Source organism: Streptomyces sp. NPDC000075, assembly GCF_040301925.1.
Lineage (GTDB): Bacteria > Actinomycetota > Actinomycetes > Streptomycetales > Streptomycetaceae > Streptomyces > Streptomyces polychromogenes.
In genome coordinates this window covers 1-17,002 of the sequence record NZ_JBEPFL010000026.1, presented here as the reverse complement: position 1 = coordinate 17,002, position 17,002 = coordinate 1, and the positions used below count along the sequence as shown (strand labels likewise).

General features: G+C 72.4%; 14 protein-coding genes. 9 read left to right on the top strand and 5 right to left on the bottom strand.

Features of this window, described 5'->3' with window-relative positions; translation table 11 throughout:
* Positions 1–11 precede the first annotated feature (11 nt).
* The gene (locus tag ABT403_RS26540; RefSeq protein ID WP_344156808.1) at positions 12–602 is read left to right on the top strand and encodes a class F sortase; all 591 of its coding nucleotides are present in this window, start codon (positions 12–14) and stop codon (positions 600–602) included.
* A 43-nt stretch (positions 603–645) separates the two neighbouring features.
* The gene (locus ABT403_RS26535) at positions 646–1,245 is read left to right on the top strand and encodes a GNAT family N-acetyltransferase (RefSeq protein WP_344155924.1); all 600 of its coding nucleotides are present in this window, start codon (positions 646–648) and stop codon (positions 1,243–1,245) included.
* Positions 1,246–1,308: 63 nt separating this feature from the next.
* Here the strand turns inward: ABT403_RS26535 and ABT403_RS26530 are convergent, their stop codons facing one another.
* A complete protein-coding gene (locus ABT403_RS26530) occupies positions 1,309–2,085 on the bottom strand; it encodes a sulfite exporter TauE/SafE family protein (RefSeq protein WP_344155927.1) in 777 nt (258 codons plus the stop codon).
* A 195-nt stretch (positions 2,086–2,280) separates the two neighbouring features.
* On the opposite strand from ABT403_RS26530, the gene ABT403_RS26525 reads away from it, so the two are divergent.
* Genes ABT403_RS26525 through nirD form a run of 3 tightly spaced genes read left to right on the top strand, consistent with a single transcriptional unit; the run spans position 2,281 to position 6,396 of the window.
* Positions 2,281–3,540 carry an NAD(P)/FAD-dependent oxidoreductase gene (locus ABT403_RS26525; protein WP_344155930.1) on the top strand — a complete coding sequence of 420 codons (1,260 nt, stop codon included), beginning with the start codon at positions 2,281–2,283 and terminating at the stop codon, positions 3,538–3,540.
* Between the two features lies 1 nt (position 3,541).
* Positions 3,542–6,067 carry a nitrite reductase large subunit NirB gene (gene nirB / locus ABT403_RS26520; RefSeq protein ID WP_344155933.1) on the top strand — a complete coding sequence of 842 codons (2,526 nt, stop codon included), beginning with the start codon at positions 3,542–3,544 and terminating at the stop codon, positions 6,065–6,067.
* The gene (gene nirD, locus ABT403_RS26515) at positions 6,064–6,396 is read left to right on the top strand and encodes a nitrite reductase small subunit NirD (protein WP_344155936.1); all 333 of its coding nucleotides are present in this window, start codon (positions 6,064–6,066) and stop codon (positions 6,394–6,396) included. Before nirB ends, nirD begins: the two co-directional genes overlap by 4 nt.
* 9 nt (positions 6,397–6,405) lie before the next feature.
* Here the strand turns inward: nirD and ABT403_RS26510 are convergent, their stop codons facing one another.
* From ABT403_RS26510 to dusB, 4 genes are all read right to left on the bottom strand, one after another.
* Positions 6,406–6,813, bottom strand: a complete 408-nt coding sequence (locus ABT403_RS26510; protein ID WP_344155939.1) for a VOC family protein — start codon at positions 6,811–6,813, stop codon at positions 6,406–6,408.
* Between the two features lie 156 nt (positions 6,814–6,969).
* A complete protein-coding gene (locus ABT403_RS26505) occupies positions 6,970–7,998 on the bottom strand; it encodes an ArsR/SmtB family transcription factor (protein ID WP_344155943.1) in 1,029 nt (342 codons plus the stop codon).
* Positions 7,999–8,407: 409 nt separating this feature from the next.
* Positions 8,408–11,116 carry a pyruvate, phosphate dikinase gene (gene ppdK / locus ABT403_RS26500; protein WP_344155946.1) on the bottom strand — a complete coding sequence of 903 codons (2,709 nt, stop codon included), beginning with the start codon at positions 11,114–11,116 and terminating at the stop codon, positions 8,408–8,410.
* A gap of 366 nt (positions 11,117–11,482) precedes the next feature.
* On the bottom strand, positions 11,483–12,625 hold the full coding sequence (dusB, locus tag ABT403_RS26495; RefSeq protein ID WP_344155949.1) for a tRNA dihydrouridine synthase DusB: 1,143 nt from the start codon (positions 12,623–12,625) through the stop codon (positions 11,483–11,485).
* 60 nt (positions 12,626–12,685) lie between these two features.
* Between dusB and ABT403_RS26490 the strand changes: the two genes are divergently transcribed.
* From ABT403_RS26490 to ABT403_RS26475, 4 genes are all read left to right on the top strand, one after another.
* Positions 12,686–14,212, top strand: coding sequence for an MFS transporter (locus ABT403_RS26490; protein ID WP_425580160.1), 1,527 nt, complete (start codon positions 12,686–12,688; stop codon positions 14,210–14,212).
* A 108-nt stretch (positions 14,213–14,320) separates the two neighbouring features.
* Positions 14,321–15,394 carry an aldo/keto reductase gene (locus ABT403_RS26485; RefSeq protein WP_344155955.1) on the top strand — a complete coding sequence of 358 codons (1,074 nt, stop codon included), beginning with the start codon at positions 14,321–14,323 and terminating at the stop codon, positions 15,392–15,394.
* 21 nt (positions 15,395–15,415) lie between these two features.
* On the top strand, positions 15,416–16,009 hold the full coding sequence (locus tag ABT403_RS26480) for a TetR/AcrR family transcriptional regulator (RefSeq protein WP_344155958.1): 594 nt from the start codon (positions 15,416–15,418) through the stop codon (positions 16,007–16,009).
* A 146-nt stretch (positions 16,010–16,155) separates the two neighbouring features.
* Positions 16,156–16,875 carry a VC0807 family protein gene (locus ABT403_RS26475; RefSeq protein ID WP_344155961.1) on the top strand — a complete coding sequence of 240 codons (720 nt, stop codon included), beginning with the start codon at positions 16,156–16,158 and terminating at the stop codon, positions 16,873–16,875.
* Positions 16,876–17,002 lie beyond the last annotated feature (127 nt).

Genomic DNA, 17,002 nt, shown 5'->3' with positions numbered 1-17,002 from the left:
GGCGGGCCGGGATGGTGGCCGTGGCCGTCTGCGTCGGCGTATGGCTGGTCACCAGCGGCTCCGCCGAGACCGTCCGGCCCCCGCTGCCCTCCCCCGCCGACGCCCTGAGCGCGCAGGCCGTCTACCCCGGGAGCATCGCCCCCCTCCCCGGCTCGCCGCCCACCCGGATCCGGATCCCGTCCATCCGGGTGGACGCCCCGCTCACCGGCCTCGGCCTGGAGCGCGACGGCAGCCTCGAAGTGCCGCCGCCCGCCCGGGGCGACCTCGCGGGCTGGTACCGCGACGGGACCGCTCCCGGCGCGACGGGCACCGCCGTGATCGCGGGCCACGTGGACAACGCGAGCGGCCCGGCGGTCTTCTACCACCTGGGCGCCCTGCACCGGGGGGCCTCGGTCGAGGTCGCCCGCGCGGACGGGCGCACGGCGGTGTTCACCGTCCACGCGGTCGAGGTCTACGACGCGAAGTCCTTCCCCGACCGGCGCGTGTACGGGCCCTCACCCCGCGCCGAGCTGCGGGTGATCACCTGCGGCGGCGCGTTCTCGCCGCGTACCGGATACCAGGGCAACGTGGTCGTCTTCGCCCATCTCACCGGGACCTACTGACCCGGGCACCCCACCGCCGGAACCAAGATCATCGGGTTGCAGAATGACCCGTATGTCGATAACGAACACGCCCACGACAGCAACGATCGACGACGCCGCGGACATCAGCCGCAGCCTGGCCCGCGCCTTCGCCGACGACCCGATGATGTGCTGGTTCTTCCCCGACGAGGCCTCGCGCGAGGAGGGCATGACCCGGTACTTCGCGACGCTCCTCACCCGGCACTACGGCCGCCACGGCGTGTGCGAGCGCACGGACCTGGCCGCCGCCTTCTGGGTGGCGCCGGACGGCCGCGCCCTGCCCGACGAGGAGACCCTCGACGAGCTCGCCACCGTGCTCGGCGACCGGGCGGGGGTGTTCCGCGAGGGCATCGTGGCGGCCGCCGAGCACGCGCCCCCGGAGGACCACTGGTACCTGGCGGTGCTCGGCGCCGACCCGGCCGGCCAGGGCCGGGGGCACGGGGCCGCGCTCCTGCGTTCGGGCCTGGCCCGGGCCGATGCGGCGGGCCTGCCCGTCTACCTGGAGTCCTCCAAGGAGTCCAACGTGCCCTTCTACGAGCACTTCGGCTTCACCGTGCTCGGCGAGGCCCGGCTGCCCGGCGGCGGTCCCGCCCTCTGGGTGATGCGCCGCGCCCCGCAGGCCTGACGCACCGGCGGGCGCGCGGCCCCCCGGTCCCGCGCCCGCTCAGCCCCGGGGTCCCGCGCCCGCTCAGCCCCACTGCTCCAGGCCGAGCTTGACGACCAGCGCGCCGACCACCGTCAGCAGCACGCCCCGGACGAACCCGCTGCCCTTCTTGAGGGCCATCCGGGCCCCGATCATGCCCCCGGCCAGGTTGAACACGGCCATCAGCGCGGCCAGCTGCCAGAACACCATCCCCTGGTAGGCGAACATCGCGAGCGCCCCGGCGTTGGTGCAGCAGTTGACGATCTTCGCGGTGGCGGAGGCCGTGACCAGGTCGAGGTGGAGCAGCGCGGTGAGGGCCAGGACCAGGAAGGTCCCGGTGCCGGGCCCGATGAGCCCGTCGTAGAGGCCGATGCCCAGGCCGGCGAGGGCGATGGTGAGCAGCACCCGCTGCCGGGAGACCGGCGCGGCGGAGGAGGCGGCGCCGAAGCCCGGCTTGAAGATCACGACGGCGGCGACCACCACGAGCACGCCCATGATGAGCGGCCGCATCGCGTCCTTGCTGATGCCGCCCGCCAGCGCGGCCCCGCCCACCGCCCCGGCGAGCGCGGCGAGCCCGATCCGGACGGCGAGCTTGACGTCCACCGGGGCCTTCCGCGCGTACGTGACGGCCGCCCCGGCCGTGCCGACGATGGCCACCGCCTTGTTGGTCCCGAGGACGGCGGGCGGCTGGGCGTGCGGCAGGCCGAGCAGCAGGGCGGGCAGGAGGAGCAGTCCGCCGCCGCCCACCACCGCGTCGATCCAGCCGGCCGCCGCCGCGGCCGCGCACAGCACGATGATCATGGTCGTTGATATGTCAGGCACGGACCCGACCCTAGGGAGCCGATCCGTGCACGTCCCATCGATCCGGGGAAAGTTGCGCGAAGCTTGAGCTTCGCGGCCCGCGCTCGCCGGCCGCCGGAACCCTCACCGGCCGCCGCCCCGGACGCTGAGGCCGGCGTTCCGTCCGGGTAACAGGAGCGATGCCGCGGGGAAACAGCCGCCCCGCACGCTCGTTCCATGACCTCGGAGCAGCGTGTGGTGGTGATCGGCGGCGGCCTGGCGGGCCTTCGGCTCGCCGCCCGGCTGGGGCCGGCCGCCACGGTGACCGTCCTCGGCGAGGAGACCCACGCCCCCTACAACCGCGTCCTGCTGGCCGAGGTGCTGGCCGGCCGGTACGCCCCCGGCGTGGCCGCGCTGCCGGCCCCCGGCCCGGTCCTGCGGCGGGGGGTGCGGGCGGTACGGATCGACCGCGCCGCGCGGCGGGTGCACTGCGACGACGGCACGGCCCCGGAGTACGACGTCCTCGTGCTGGCCACCGGCTCCAACCCGGTCCTGCCGACGCTGCGCGGGCTGTTGCCGCCCGGCGGCGGGGAACTCCCCGAGGGGGTGCACGCGTTCCGCACCATGGACGACTGCCTGGCCCTGGACGCGGCCGTACGGCCGGGTGCGCACGCGGTGGTGATCGGCGGCGGCCTCCTGGGCGTCTCCGCGGCCCGTGCGCTGGCCGCGCGGGGGGCCCGGGTGGTGCTGGCCCAGCAGGCGGAGCGGCTGATGGAGCGGCAGCTCGACGCCGGCGCCTCGGCGCTGCTGCACGCTCACCTGACGGCCCTCGGCGTGGAGATCCACACCGCGTGCCGCGTCAGGGGCCTGACGACCACGCCTGCGGCGCCGCCGCGCGGGGCTTCCTCCCCGCCCGGCCGGGGCCGCCGCGTCAGCGGGGCCGAACTCGCGGACGGCTACCGCCTGGAGGCCGACGTCGTCGTCCTCGCCTGCGGCGTACGCCCCCGCACCGGACTCGCCCGAGCGGCAGGGCTGGAGGTCCGCACGGGGGTCGTGGTGGACGACCGGCTGCGCACCGGCGACCCGTACGTCCACGCCATCGGCGACTGCGCCGAGCACGCCGGCCGGGTGTACGGCCTGGCCGGCCCCGCCCTGGAGCAGGCCGACGCGCTCGCCGCCGTCCTCACCGGCTCCCCGGCGCGGTACACCGGCACCCGCGCCCTGACCCGGCTCACCCTCGGCGGCGCCGGCCACCCCCTCGACCTGGCCGCATTCGGCGACCCCACCCCGCTGCCTGGCGACGACGTGGTCCGCCTCGCCGACGCCACCCGCGGCACCTACCGCAAGGTCGTCCTGCGCGGCGACCGGCTCGTCGGCGGGGTCCTGCTCGGCGAGCTCTCCACCGTGGGCGCCCTGGCCCGTACCTGGGAGGGCGACGAACCCCTGGAAGCCCCGCACGACATGTTCCACCTGCTCACCGACGACGGAGGCCACTGACATGACCGAGCCCCTGCCCGCGATCGTGCTCATCGGGCACGGCATGGTCGGCCAGCGCTACCTGGAGGCGCTCGCCGAACGCGGGGCCACCGCCACGCACCGCGTCACCGTGCTCTGCGAGGAGCCCCGGCCCGCCTACGACCGCGTGCACCTCACCTCGTACTTCTCCGGCCGCAGCCCCGAGGAGCTCTCCCTCACCCCGGCCGGCTTCATGGCCGGGCACGGCATCGAACTGCACCTGGGCGACCCCGCCGAGAGCGTCGACCGCGAGGCCCGTACGGTCACCTCCCGCTCCGGACGCGTCTTCCCGTACGACGTCCTCGTCCTGGCGACCGGCAGCCACCCCTTCGTCCCGCCCGTGGCCGGCAGGGACGCCCCGGGCTGCTTCGTCTACCGCACCATCGAGGACCTCCTCGCGATCGAGGAGTACGCCAGGACCCGGACCACCGGCGCCGTCGTCGGCGGCGGCCTGCTCGGGCTGGAGGCGGCCGGGGCCCTCCAGGGCCTCGGGCTCACCACCCGCATCGTGGAGTTCGCACCCCGGCTGATGCCCGTCCAGGTGGACGAGGGCGGCGGCGCGGCCCTGCTGCGCACCATCGAGTCCATGGGCCTGACCGTGCACACCGGCGTCGGCACCCAGGCCGTGCTGACCGGCGAGGACGGCCGCGTCACCGGGATGAGCCTCTCCGACGGGTCCACCGTCGACACCGACCTCGTCGTCTTCTCCGCCGGGGTCCGCCCCCGCGACGGGCTCGCCCGGGACTGCGGCCTGGCCGTCGGCGAACGCGGCGGGATCTCCGTCGACGCCCGCTGCCGCACCTCCGACCCGCACGTGTACGCGATCGGCGAGTGCGCCCAGGCCGTCGACGGCCGGGTCTACGGCCTGGTCGCGCCCGGCTACGAGATGGCCGAGACCGCCGCCGAGGACCTGCTGGGCCGCGAAAGCGAGTTCACCGGCGCCGACCTGTCCACGAAGCTGAAGCTGCTCGGCGTGGACGTGGCCTCCTTCGGCGACGCGCACGGCGCGGCCGAGGGCAGCCTGGACGTCGTCTGGTCCGACTCCCGGTCGGGGATCTACAAGAAGCTCGTCATGTCCGGCGACGGGGTCCTGCTCGGTGGGGTCCTCGTCGGCGACGCCGACGCGTACGGGCTGCTGCGCCCGCTCACCGGCAGCGTCCCACCGGTCGCCCCCGAGCAGCTGGTCCTGCCCGCCGGGCTGGGGCCCGCCACCCCGCTGGGCCCGTCCGCGCTGCCGGACACGGCGGTGATCTGCTCCTGCCACAACGTCACCAAGAAGGCCATCACGGCCTGCTCCACCCTGCCCGAGGTCAAGAAGTGCACCAAGGCCGGTACGGGCTGCGGCGGCTGCCTCAAGGTGATCGGCCGGCTGCTTCCGGCCGCCGCCGACCCGGGGCTGTGCGGCTGCTTCCCGTACACCCGCCCGGAGCTGTACGAGATCGTCCGCACCCGGCGCCTGGCCTCCTACCGGGAGCTCCTCGACGGTCACGGCCACGCTCAGGCGCGCGGCGGCGAGGGCTGCGAGGTCTGCAAGCCCGCCGTCGGCTCGATCATCGCCTCCCTGGCCCCCGTCGTGGGCGCGAGCGGCTACGTGCTCGACGGGGAGCAGGCCGCCCTCCAGGACACCAACGACCACTTCCTGGCGAACCTGCAGCGCAACGGCTCGTACTCGGTCGTCCCGCGCATCCCCGGCGGTGAGATCACCCCCGAGAAGCTGATCGTGATCGGCGAGGTGGCCCGCGACTTCGGCCTCTACACGAAGATCACCGGCGGCCAGCGCATCGACCTGTTCGGCGCGAGCGTGGACCAGCTGCCGAGGATCTGGGCACGGCTGGTCGACGCCGGATTCGAGTCGGGGCACGCGTACGGGAAGGCCCTGCGGACGGTGAAGTCCTGCGTGGGGCAGACCTGGTGCCGCTACGGGGTCCAGGACAGCGTGCGGATGGCCATCGACCTGGAGCTGCGCTACCGGGGCCTGCGGGCCCCGCACAAGCTGAAGTCGGCCGTGTCCGGCTGTACCCGCGAGTGCGCGGAGGCGCGGAGCAAGGACTTCGGGGTGATCGCGACGGCCGGCGGGTGGAACCTCTACGTCGGCGGCAACGGCGGGGCCGTCCCGCGCCACGCGGACCTGCTCGCCCAGGACCTGTCCGACGCCGAACTGGTGCGGCTCATCGACCGGTTCCTGATGTTCTACATCCGCACCGCCGACCGGCTGGAGCGCACCTCGGCCTGGCTGGAGCGGCTGGAGGGGGGCCTGGACCACCTGCGGGACGTGGTGGTGCACGACTCGCTCGGGCTGTGCGCGGAGCTGGAGGCGCTGATGGCCGAGCACGTGGCGCACTACCGCGACGAGTGGGCCGAGACGCTGCGGGACCCGGAGCGACTGCGGCGGTTCGTGTCCTTCGTGAACGCGCCCGGCGCCCCCGACCCCACCGTGCGGTTCGTCCCCGAACGCGATCAGGTCAAGCCCGACCTGGCCGTCCTGACCCCGGGAGGTCCCGTCCGATGACCGTCGAACTGCGGGTGGCCGAAGGCTGGCTGACGGTGTGCGAGCTGTCGTCGCTGGTTCCGGGGCGCGGGGTCGCGGCCCTGCTCCCGGACGGGTCCCAGGCGGCGGTGTTCGTCGACCGCACGGGGCGCCCGTACGCGATCGGCAACCAGGACCCCTTCACCGGCGCGCACGTGCTGTCGCGGGGGCTGGTGGGCTGGTCGGCGGGCCGGCCGTTCGTGGCCTCGCCGCTGCTGAAGCAGCGCTTCGACCTGGAGTCGGGGCGCTGCCTGGACGACGAGGAGGTGGCGGTCCGGACGTACCCGGTACGGACCGCCGCGACCTCGTAGGGCGGACGGTCAGCCCTGGACCATGGACGGGTCCATCCACATGATCTCCCAGGTGTGGCCGTCGAGGTCGTCGAAGGCCCGGCCGTACATGACGCCGTGGTCCTGGGCGGGGCGGGGCTCGGTGGCCCCGGCCGCCAGGGCACCGTCGACCAGCTCGTCGACCGCGGCGCGGCTTTCGGCGCTCAGGCACAGCAGCACCTCGGAGGTGGTCCGCGCGTCCGCGATGGCCTTGTGGGTGAAGTCCTTGTAGCGGGCCTGCGTCAGGAACATCGCGACGATGGTGTCGGTGATGGGCATGGAGGCGCAGTTCTCGTCGGTGAACTGGGCGTTGAAGGAGTAGCCGAGCTTGCCCCAGAACGCCTTGGTGGCCTCCAGGTCGCTGACGGGCAGGTTGACGAAGATCATGGTGGCGGACATCCCGGTGCCTCTTCTCTCTGGCGGCGCACGTCCCGTGCGGTGCTTTCGAGGGGTAGACCGGGGGCGGCGCGCGAACTCATCGCTCCTCGCGGAAGTTTTTTCCGCGGGGTGGGCGGCGGCCCTGCCGGCCGTCGCCCACCCTGCGGAACCGATCCTTCAGGAGACCACCGCGCCGCCCTTGAGGAGGGCCGCGCCCAGCGGGGTCACCGTGTGCAGGACGGCGTTGCCGTGGCGCAGGGTGGTCACCAGGCCCGCCTCGCGCATCACGCAGGCGTGCTGGCTCGCCGAGGCCAGGGAGACCCCGGCGCGGCGGGCCAGTTCGCTGGTGGTGGCCCCGTCGCCGATGGCCCGCAGCACCACCGAGCGGGTGTGGCCCACCAGCTTGCCGAGGGTGCGCTGGCGCTGCTCCTCGGCGGGCCGGGCGGCCTCCCCGCCCGCGCCGGCGGAGGCCAGCTGGGCGGCGGCCGGGTAGACCAGCACGGGCGGCAGCTGCGGGTCGTGGAGGGTCACCGCGGTGCGCCGGCAGAAGAACGACGGCTGGAGCAGCAGCCCGCGCCCCCGCAGCCGTACGTCCCGGTCCACCGGGTACTCGCATTCGAGCACCGGGGCCCGCCAGCGCAGCATCGGCGGCAGGGAGGCCAGCAGCTCGTCCGCGCCCCCGTCGAGGAGGGCACGGCCGCGCGCGGCCCGCTCGGCCTCGATCTGGGCCTGGATGTGCGTCCAGTACGGTTCCACGGCCGCCCGGTGGTAGCCGCGCAGCTCTCCCAGCAGCCGGGGCAGGTACTTGGTGCCGCCGTCCATGAACTCCCGCAGCCGGGTCGGCGGCGGGGTCCCGAAGGCCGCGCCGAAGCCCGCGGCGGCGCCCGCGCCCACGAGCGAGAGCTCGTGGCGCAGCCGGTCCGCGCGCAGCCCGCGCAGGGCGTCGAGGCCCACGTCCCACCCGTACTGGCCCTCGGAGGGGGTCAGGAAATCGGGGAAATAGCCGCGAGCCGGTATGAGGGCGCTCAGGAGCCTTGTTTCACCATTCAACCGGCTCCGGGCTTCCGTACGCCATTCGCCGAACAGCCGGGCGTCACGCCGGTCTCTTAAGCGATGAAAACTAAGAATCGTTTCCCACAACGCATCGGGACGCCCTGCCATCCGTACGCGTGCCAGGTCCACTCCAGTGAAATGGATACGAAGCACCGAACCCCCACCTGTGCAACCGCAATCCCCCCGCCCCATGAGTATGCATGCCGTCACACGTGGTCACCACGCCCTTTCGGCCACAGTTGAAACCCCTTTCGGCAGGGGCGTGACAAGCGAAATCCTGTACTCCGCCAGGCACACTCCGGCGCGACCGAAACGCTCCGTGAAGGCCGTGGGGGGCTTTGCGGGGCCTGGCGGTCGGTCGCACCGGGAAGCGCCGACGTGCCTGGCGGATAGGCGGCAGGCGGCGGACGGGTGGGGATCCGTCCGCCGCCTGGCGCCGTAATGAGTTCGTTGAATATTCGCGAAACCCGGCCGGGTGAGGCGCGGGGGGCTTCCCCGGAGATGGAAGCGCCCGCCCCCGGCAGTCAGGGAACCGGGGGCGGGCGCTGTCAGGGGGCCGGGCTCAGCGGCTGTCGGAGCCCTTGGCCTCGGCGGCGGCACGGCCGGCCTCCAGGCGCGCCACCGGGATCCGGAAGGGCGAGCAGGAGACGTAGTCGAGGCCGACCTCGTGGAAGAAGTGCACCGACTCGGGGTCACCGCCGTGCTCGCCGCAGACGCCGAGCTTGAGGTCGGGGCGGGTGGCCCGGCCCTGCTCGACCGCGTGGCGCACGAGGGAGCCGACGCCGTCCTTGTCGATGGTCTCGAAGGGCGAGACCCCGAAGATGCCCTTCTCCAGGTAGGCGGTGAAGAAGCTGGCCTCGACGTCGTCGCGGGAGAAGCCCCACACCGTCTGGGTCAGGTCGTTCGTGCCGAAGGAGAAGAACTGCGCGGCCTCGGCGATCTGGGCGGCGGTCAGCGCGGCGCGCGGCAGCTCGATCATCGTGCCGACGGTCAGCTTGAGGCTGGTGCCGGTGGCGGCCTCGACCTCGGCGATGATCGCGTCGGCCTCCTCGCGGACGATCTCCAGCTCCTGCACGGTGCCGACGAGCGGGACCATGATCTCGGCGCGCGGGTCGCCCTTGGCGTTCTTGCGCTCGGCGGCGGCCTCGGCGATCGCGCGGACCTGCATGGCGAACAGGCCGGGGATGACCAGGCCGAGGCGGACGCCGCGCAGACCCAGCATCGGGTTCTGCTCGTGCAGCTTGTGCACGGCCTGGAGCAGGCGCAGGTCGTTCTCGTTGGCGTCCTGGCGGGACTCGGCGAGGGCGACGCGCACGGACAGCTCGGTGATGTCGGGCAGGAACTCGTGCAGCGGCGGGTCCAGGAGGCGGACGGTGACGGGCAGGCCGTCCATCGCCTCGAACAGCTCGACGAAGTCCTTCTTCTGCAGCGGCAGGAGGGCACTGAGTGCCTCCTCGCGCTCCGAGTCGGTGTCCGCGAGGATCAGGCGCTCGACCATCTCGCGGCGCTCGCCGAGGAACATGTGCTCGGTGCGGCACAGGCCGATGCCCTGGGCGCCGAAGCGGCGGGCGCGCAGCGCGTCCTCGGCGTTGTCGGCGTTGGCGCGCACCCGCAGGCGGCGGACGCGGTCCGCGTAGGCCATGATCCGGTGCACGGCGCCGACGAGCTCGTCGGCGTCGTCGGCACCGGCGTGCATGCGGCCCTCGAAGTACTCGACGACCGGGGACGGTACGACGGGTACCTCGCCGAGGTACACCTTGCCGGTGGAGCCGTCGATGGAGACGACGTCGCCCTCTTCGATGACCTGCCCGCCGACCGTCATCCGGCGGCGCTTGGTGTCGACGTCGAGGTCCTCGGCGCCGCAGACGCAGGTCTTGCCCATGCCGCGGGCGACGACGGCGGCGTGCGAGGTCTTGCCGCCGCGCGAGGTCAGGATGCCCTCGGAGGCGATCATGCCGTCGAGGTCGTCGGGGTTGGTCTCGCGGCGGATCAGGATGACCTTCTCGCCGGAACGCGACCACTTGACGGCCGTGTACGAGTCGAAGACGGCCTTGCCGACCGCCGCGCCCGGGGAGGCGGCGATGCCGCGGCCCAGGAGGGTGGTCTTGGCGCCCTCGTCGAAGCGGGGGAACATCAGCTGCGCCAGCTGGGCGCCGCTGACGCGCTGGAGGGCCTCGGCCTCGTCGATCAGGCCCTGGTCCACGAGCTGGGTGGCGATGCGGAAGGCGGCGCCGGCGGTGCGCTTGCCGACGCGGGTCTGGAGCATCCACAGCTGGCCGCGCTCGATGGTGAACTCGATGTCGCAGAGATCCTTGTAGTGGGTCTCCAGCTTCGTCATGATCGCCATGAGCTGGTCGTACGAGGCCTTGTCGATGGCCTCCAGGTCCGCGAGCGGGACGGTGTTGCGGATGCCCGCGACGACGTCCTCGCCCTGCGCGTTCTGCAGGTAGTCGCCGTAGACGCCGGCGTGGCCGGTGGCGGGGTCGCGGGTGAAGGCGACACCGGTGCCCGAGTCGGGGCCGAGGTTGCCGAAGACCATGGAGCAGATGTTGACGGCGGTGCCCAGGTCGCCGGGGATACGCTCCTGGCGGCGGTAGAGCTTGGCGCGGTCGGTGTTCCAGGAGTTGAAGACGGCCTCGACGGCGAGGTCGAGCTGCTCGCGGGCGTCCTGCGGGAACTCCCGGCCGGCCTCCTTCGCGACGATCTTCTTGAAGGCCTTGACCAGCTTCTTGAGGTCGGCGGCGTCGAGGTCGGTGTCGACGGTGACCTTCTTGGAGGCCTTGGCCTCGTCGAGGGCGTCCTCGAAGAGCTCGCCCTCGACGCCGAGGACGGTCTTGCCGAACATCTGGATGAGGCGGCGGTACGAGTCCCAGGCGAAGCGCTCGTTGTCGGCCTGGGCGGCGAGGCCGGTCACGGACTCGTCGGAGAGGCCGATGTTGAGGACCGTGTCCATCATGCCGGGCATGGAGAACTTGGCGCCGGAGCGCACGGAGACCAGGAGCGGGTCGTCCGACTGGCCGAGCTTCTTGCCCATCTTGGTCTCGAGGGCGGCGAGGTGCGCGCTGACCTCGTCGCGCAGCGCGGCCGGGGCCGTGCCGCTCTCGAGGTAGACCTTGCAGGCCTCGGTGGTGATGGTGAAGCCGGGAGGGACCGGGAGACCGAGGTTGGTCATCTCGGCGAGGTTGGCTCCCTTGCCGCCGAGAAGGTCCTTGAGGTCCCGGTTGCCCTCGGTGAAGTCGTAGACGAGCTTCTGATCTTTGTTTTCCGACACGGGTCTCGACTCCTCGAGGACTCGGGTGGCTGCCCTGACGGCCAGGAACATACCCAGATCGAAGGCTTATCGGTACGTCCACTTGGCGGTCATGGGGCCGTAACCACCCGTGCGCCACCGTATCGAAAGTAACCGGTCGGTAATGAGAACCTACGAACAGCGTTCACATCCCGAAGGCGGAGGGGTCGTTTGAGGCTTGATCCCGCTCGGATGAGCGATCATCGATACATTTGCGTTCAACTCTTGAACGCACAAAGGGTGGCACCCAGTGCCACCCTTTGGAAGTCTTACCCGTGACTTACGCGCTCATCTGAGCGAAACCTCTCCCATGCGTGGCGTATATCACGCGCCACACAGGGCGATTTGTCAGCCTCCGGACGTGTCCAGCTCGGCGTCCTCGCTCACACCGGCACAGTCGTACGGATCCTTCAGCCAGCCGTCCGGCAGGACAACTCGGTTGTTTCCGGACGTCCGGCCACGCGGGCCGTCCGCACTCTCGGGCCACGGCTGGTCCAGGTCGAGCTCGCTCAGATGAGCGTCCAGTTCGGCCAGGGAGGAGACGACCGCCATCTTCCCGCGCATCTCGGACCCGACGGAGAACCCCTTGAGGTACCAGGCGACGTGCTTACGGAAGTCGATCACCCCGCGTGCCTCGTCGCCGATCCACTCCCCCAGCAGCTGCGCGTGCCGCAGCATCGCGCTCTTGACCTCGCGCAGCGTCGGCTTGTGGAAGTCCTCGGGGCGGCCCTCGAAGGCGGCCACCAGGTCGTTGAAGAGCCACGGGCGGCCCAGGCAGCCGCGCCCGACGACCACGCCGTCGCAGCCGGTCTCGCGGACCATGCGCAGCGCGTCCTCGGCGCACCAGATGTCGCCGTTGCCGAGCACGGGGATCTCCGGCACGTGCTCCTTGAGCCGGGCGATGGCCTCCCAGTCGGCGGTGCCGCCGTAGTGCTGGGCGGTGGTGCGGCCGTGCAGGGCGATGGCCGTGACCCCCTCCTCGACGGCGATCCGGCCGGCGTCGAGGTAGGTGAGGTGGTCGTCGTCGATGCCCTTGCGCATCTTCATCGTCACCGGCAGGTCGCCGGCGCCCGCGACGGCCTCGCGGAGGATGGCGCGCAGCAGGTGGCGCTTGTAGGGCAGGGCCGAGCCGCCGCCCTTGCGCGTGACCTTGGGGACGGGGCAGCCGAAGTTGAGGTCGATGTGGTCGGCGCGGTCCTCCTCGACGATCATGCGGACCGCCTTGCCGACCGTCACGGGGTCCACCCCGTACAGCTGAATCGACCGCGGCTTTTCGCTCGCGTCGAAGTGGATCAGCTGCATGGTCTTCTCGTTGCGCTCGACCAGGGCGCGGGTCGTGATCATCTCGCTCACGAACAGCCCCTTGCCGCCCGAGTACTCGCGGCAGAGGGTCCGGAAGGGGGCGTTGGTGATGCCGGCCATGGGCGCGAGCACCACGGGGGGCTGCACGGTGTGCGGGCCGATCGCGAGGGGGGCGGGAAGCGTGGTCATCCCCCCATTGTCCCGCAGCGGCGTTCCCTACTTATTCGTACGATCGGCGGTATGCATCACATGAGTGGCACGGATCACGTGAGTCGCCGGCACCGCCTGGTCGTCCTGGCGATCTGCTGCATGAGCCTGCTGATCGTCAGCCTGGACAACACCGTCCTCAACGTGGCCCTGCCCGCGATGCGCCGGGAGTTCGACGCGTCGGTCTCGGGGATGCAGTGGACCATCGACGCGTACACCCTGATCCTCGCCTCGCTGCTGATCCTGGCCGGGGCCACGGCGGACCGGATCGGGCGGCGCAGGGTCTTCGCCCTGGGGCTGGTGCTCTTCACCGCCGGCTCGGTGCTGTGCTCGCTGGCACCCGGCCTGCACTGGCTGATCGCCTTCCGGATGGTCCAGGCCGTCGGCGGGGCGATGCTCAACCCCGTCGCCATGTCGATCATCACCAACACCTTCACCGACCCGAAGGAGCGCGCCCGCGCCATCGGCGTGTGGGGTGCGGTGGTCGGCATCTCCATGGCGGCCGGGCCCCTGGTCGGCGGGCTGCTGGTGGACTCGGTGGGCTGGCGGTCCATCTTCTGGGTCAACCTGCCGGTCGGGCTGATCGCCCTGGCCCTGACGCTGCGCTTCGTGCCGGAGTCCCGGTCCGAGCGGCCGCGCCGGGCGGACCCGGTGGGCCAGCTGCTGGTCGTGGTGCTGCTGGGCGGGGTGACGTACGCGATCATCGAGGCGCCGGCCCAGGGGTGGCGCTCCCCCGCGGTCCTCGGGTGCGCGCTGGGCGCGGCGGCCGCGCTGGCGGGGCTGGTGTTCTACGAGTCCCGGCGGACGGACCCGCTGATCGACCCCCGCTTCTTCCGCAGCGCCCCCTTCAGCGGGGCGACCGTGATCGCGGTGAGCACCTTCGCCTCACTCTCCGGGTTCCTCTTCCTGACCACCCTCTACCTCCAGGAGGTACGGGGGCTGAACGCCCTGGACGCGGGGCTGCACATGCTGCCGATGGCCGCGTTCGCGTTCCTGTGCGCGCCGGTCTCGGGGCGGCTCGTCGCCAGCCACGGGCCCCGGCCCTCGCTGCTGGTGTCCGGGGTGGCCATGGGGGCGAGCGGGCTGCTGTTCGCGGCGTTCTCGGCGGAGACCTCGACCCCGCTGATGTTCACCGGGTACGTGCTCTTCGGCATCGGGTTCGGCCTGGTCAACGCGCCGATCACCAATACGGCGGTGTCCGGGATGCCGCGCGCGCAGGCGGGGGTGGCGGCCGCGGTGGCCTCCACCAGCCGGCAGACGGGCGGGGCGCTGGGCGTGGCGGTGATCGGGGCGGTGCTGGCGTCCGGGACGGCGGGCGGCGCGGACTTCGCGACGGCGACCCGGCCCGCCTGGTGGATCATCACGGGCTGCGCCTTCCTCGTGCTGGTCGTCGGGGCGCTCACCACCGGCCCCTGGGCGCACGCCACCGCGCTGCGGACGGCCCGGGAGCTGGAGCCGTCGCCGCCGGTCCCCGCCGCTCCCCCGCGCCAGGAGCCGCCGGGCCAGGCTCCCGGCTCCCGGATGGACGGCGGGCTCCCGCCGGCGCCCGGGCCGGCTCCGGCGGGCTGAGGCCCCGGCCGCGGGGCGCACACCTTCCTGACCTGCGGTTCCGTGGCACCGTCAGCCTAACGGCTGACAGATATTGAAATCTGTCAGCCGTCATGCCATTCTTGTTCCATGACCACGAACGAGAACACCTCCACCTCCGCCTCCGCCACCACCCCCGCCGCCCGGCGCCTCGGCGCCACCGGCCCGGCCGTCTACCCCCTGGGGCTGGGCTGCATGGGGATGTCCGCCCTCTACGGCGAGGCCGACCGGACCGAATCCCTGGCGACCATCCACGCCTACCTGGAAGCCGCCCCCGAGGGCATGAACACGCTCCTGGACACCGGCGACTTCTACGGCATGGGCCACAACGAGCTGCTGATCAACGAGGCCCTGCGGACCGCCCCGGCCGCCACCCGCGAGCGGGCGCTGACCAGCGTCAAGTTCGGCGCCCTGCGGACGGTCGAGGGCGGCTTCACCGGGTACGACGGGCGGCCCGAGGCCGTGAAGAACTTCCTGGCCTACTCCCTCCAGCGGCTCGGCCGGGACCACATCGACGTCTACCGGATCGCCCGCGTGGACCCGGACGTCCCGATCGAGGAGACCGTCGGCGCCATCGCCGAGGCCGTGCAGGCCGGGCACGTCCGGCACATCGGCCTGTCCGAGGTCGGCGCGGACACCCTGCGCCGGGCCGCCGCCGTGGCCCCGATCTCGGACCTCCAGATCGAGTACTCGCTGATCTCGCGCGGCATCGAGGACCGCATCCTGCCGACCGCCCGCGAGCTCGGCATCGGCGTGACGGCGTACGGGGTGCTCTCCCGGGGCCTGATCAGCGGCCACTTCAGCCGTGACCGCGCCCTGGCCCCCGGCGACTTCCGCGGGATGAGCCCCCGCTTCCAGGGCGAGAACCTGGGCCGCAACCTCGACCTGGTGGAGGCGCTGCGCAAGGTCGCCGGGGAGAAGGGCGTGAGCGTGGCCCAGATAGCGATCGCCTGGGTGCTCGCCCAGGGCCCGCGCCAGGGGGTCGACATCGTGCCGCTGGTGGGCGCCCGCCGCCGGGACCGGCTGGCCGAGGCCCTCGGCTCCCTGCGGGTCGAGCTGACCGACTCCGACCTGGCCGCCATCGAGGCGGCGGTGCCGGCCGGCTCCGCTTCCGGCGACCGGTATCCGGCGGCGCAGATGGCCCACCTCGACAGCGAGCACTGAGCTGGCGGTACGGTCGTACCCATGTCCTCCGCTGCTGCCGAGCCCCTGACCCCCGAGCGCATCCTCGAGACCACCGAGGAGGTGCTGCGCCGCTTCGGCCCCACCAAGGCGACCGTGGTGGACGTGGCGCGCGCCCTGGGCGTCAGCCACGGCAGCGTCTACCGGCACTTCCCCTCGAAGGCGGCGCTGCGCGAGGCCGTCACGGACCGCTGGCTCGCCAAGAGCGTGGTCATGCTGGAGGGGATCGCCTCGGCACCGGGCGAGGCCGCGCCCTCCAAACTGGAGTCCTGGCTGGAGGCCCTCTTCGAGGCCAAGCGCCACAAGGCGGGCGACGACCCGGAGCTGTTCGCGACGTACACGGTGCTGCTCGGCGAGAACAGCGGGGTGGTCGACGCCCACCTGACGGAGCTGATCCACCAGCTGACCCGGATCATCGGCGAGGGGGTCGCGTCCGGCACCCTGGCCGCGCCGGACGTACCGGCCGCCGCGCGCGCCGTCTTCGACGCCACCGGCCGCTTCCATGACCCCCAGTACGTGACGGAGTGGTTCTCCCCCACGATCACCTCGGAGTTCGAGGCCGTCGTCGCGCTCGTCATCAGGGGCCTGCGCGCGTGAACCGGCGGGGCTGCGCGCCCCGTTACCCGGAATCAGATGCTCCACACGGTTTGGCGATCATTTTGGGCCGTGTCGACTTGTACATGCCATAAACAGTTCCCTACGGTCCCCCTACCGCACTACTCAGGCACGTTCCAGGGGGAACCTTGTCCACGGCAGTACAGCCCTCACCTCCCGCACGCTCCGGCGGAGCCGCGGCCATCGGCCTGGCCCTGACCATCGCGCTCAGCGTGGTCGCGCCGATCGTCACCTACAACACCCTCGTCGACGACCACGGCTGGAGCGAGGCCTCGGCACTGCTGGTCAGCGGGGCCTGGCCGGTCCTCGACAGCGCCATCATGGTGGCCTGGCGGCGCAAGCTGGACGAGTTCGCCATCGTCACCCTGGTGTTCCTGGCGATCACCGCCGCCGTCTCCCTCATCGGCGCGAACTCCACCCGGGCCCTGCTGGTCAAGGACTCCGCCGTCACGGGGCTGTTCGGGCTGCTGTGCCTGGCCACGCTCCTCGCGCCGCGTCCGCTGATGTTCTACTTCGGCCGGAAGTTCGGCACGGACGGCACCCCGGCGGGCGTGGCGTACTACAACGGCCTGTGGCAGTACGAGGGCTTCCGCAGCGCCCAGCGCCGCATGACCCTGGTCTGGGGCGTGGTCTACCTGATCGAGGCGGCGGTCCGGGTCGCCCTGTCGTACGTCCTGGACACCGACACCATGGTGACCGTGAGCCCGATCCTGATCTACGGGACCCTCGGCGGCCTGGCCCTGTGGACGATCCGCTTCGTCAAGCGGACCAAGGCGGAGGGCGAGAAGCGGGCCGCGGCCGCGGCCGCCTCGGCGGCCGCCGCGCAGGCTGGCGGCTCCGCGGCCTGACCCGGGCGGGCAGACGAAAGACCGGTGGCCCGGTGCGGTGGAGTCCGACATGGCCACCTGGGATTGGCCACGGGACGAAAAGCACACCGCAACTAGTCCGAGGTGGGGCGCGAATATGGCGAGGGGT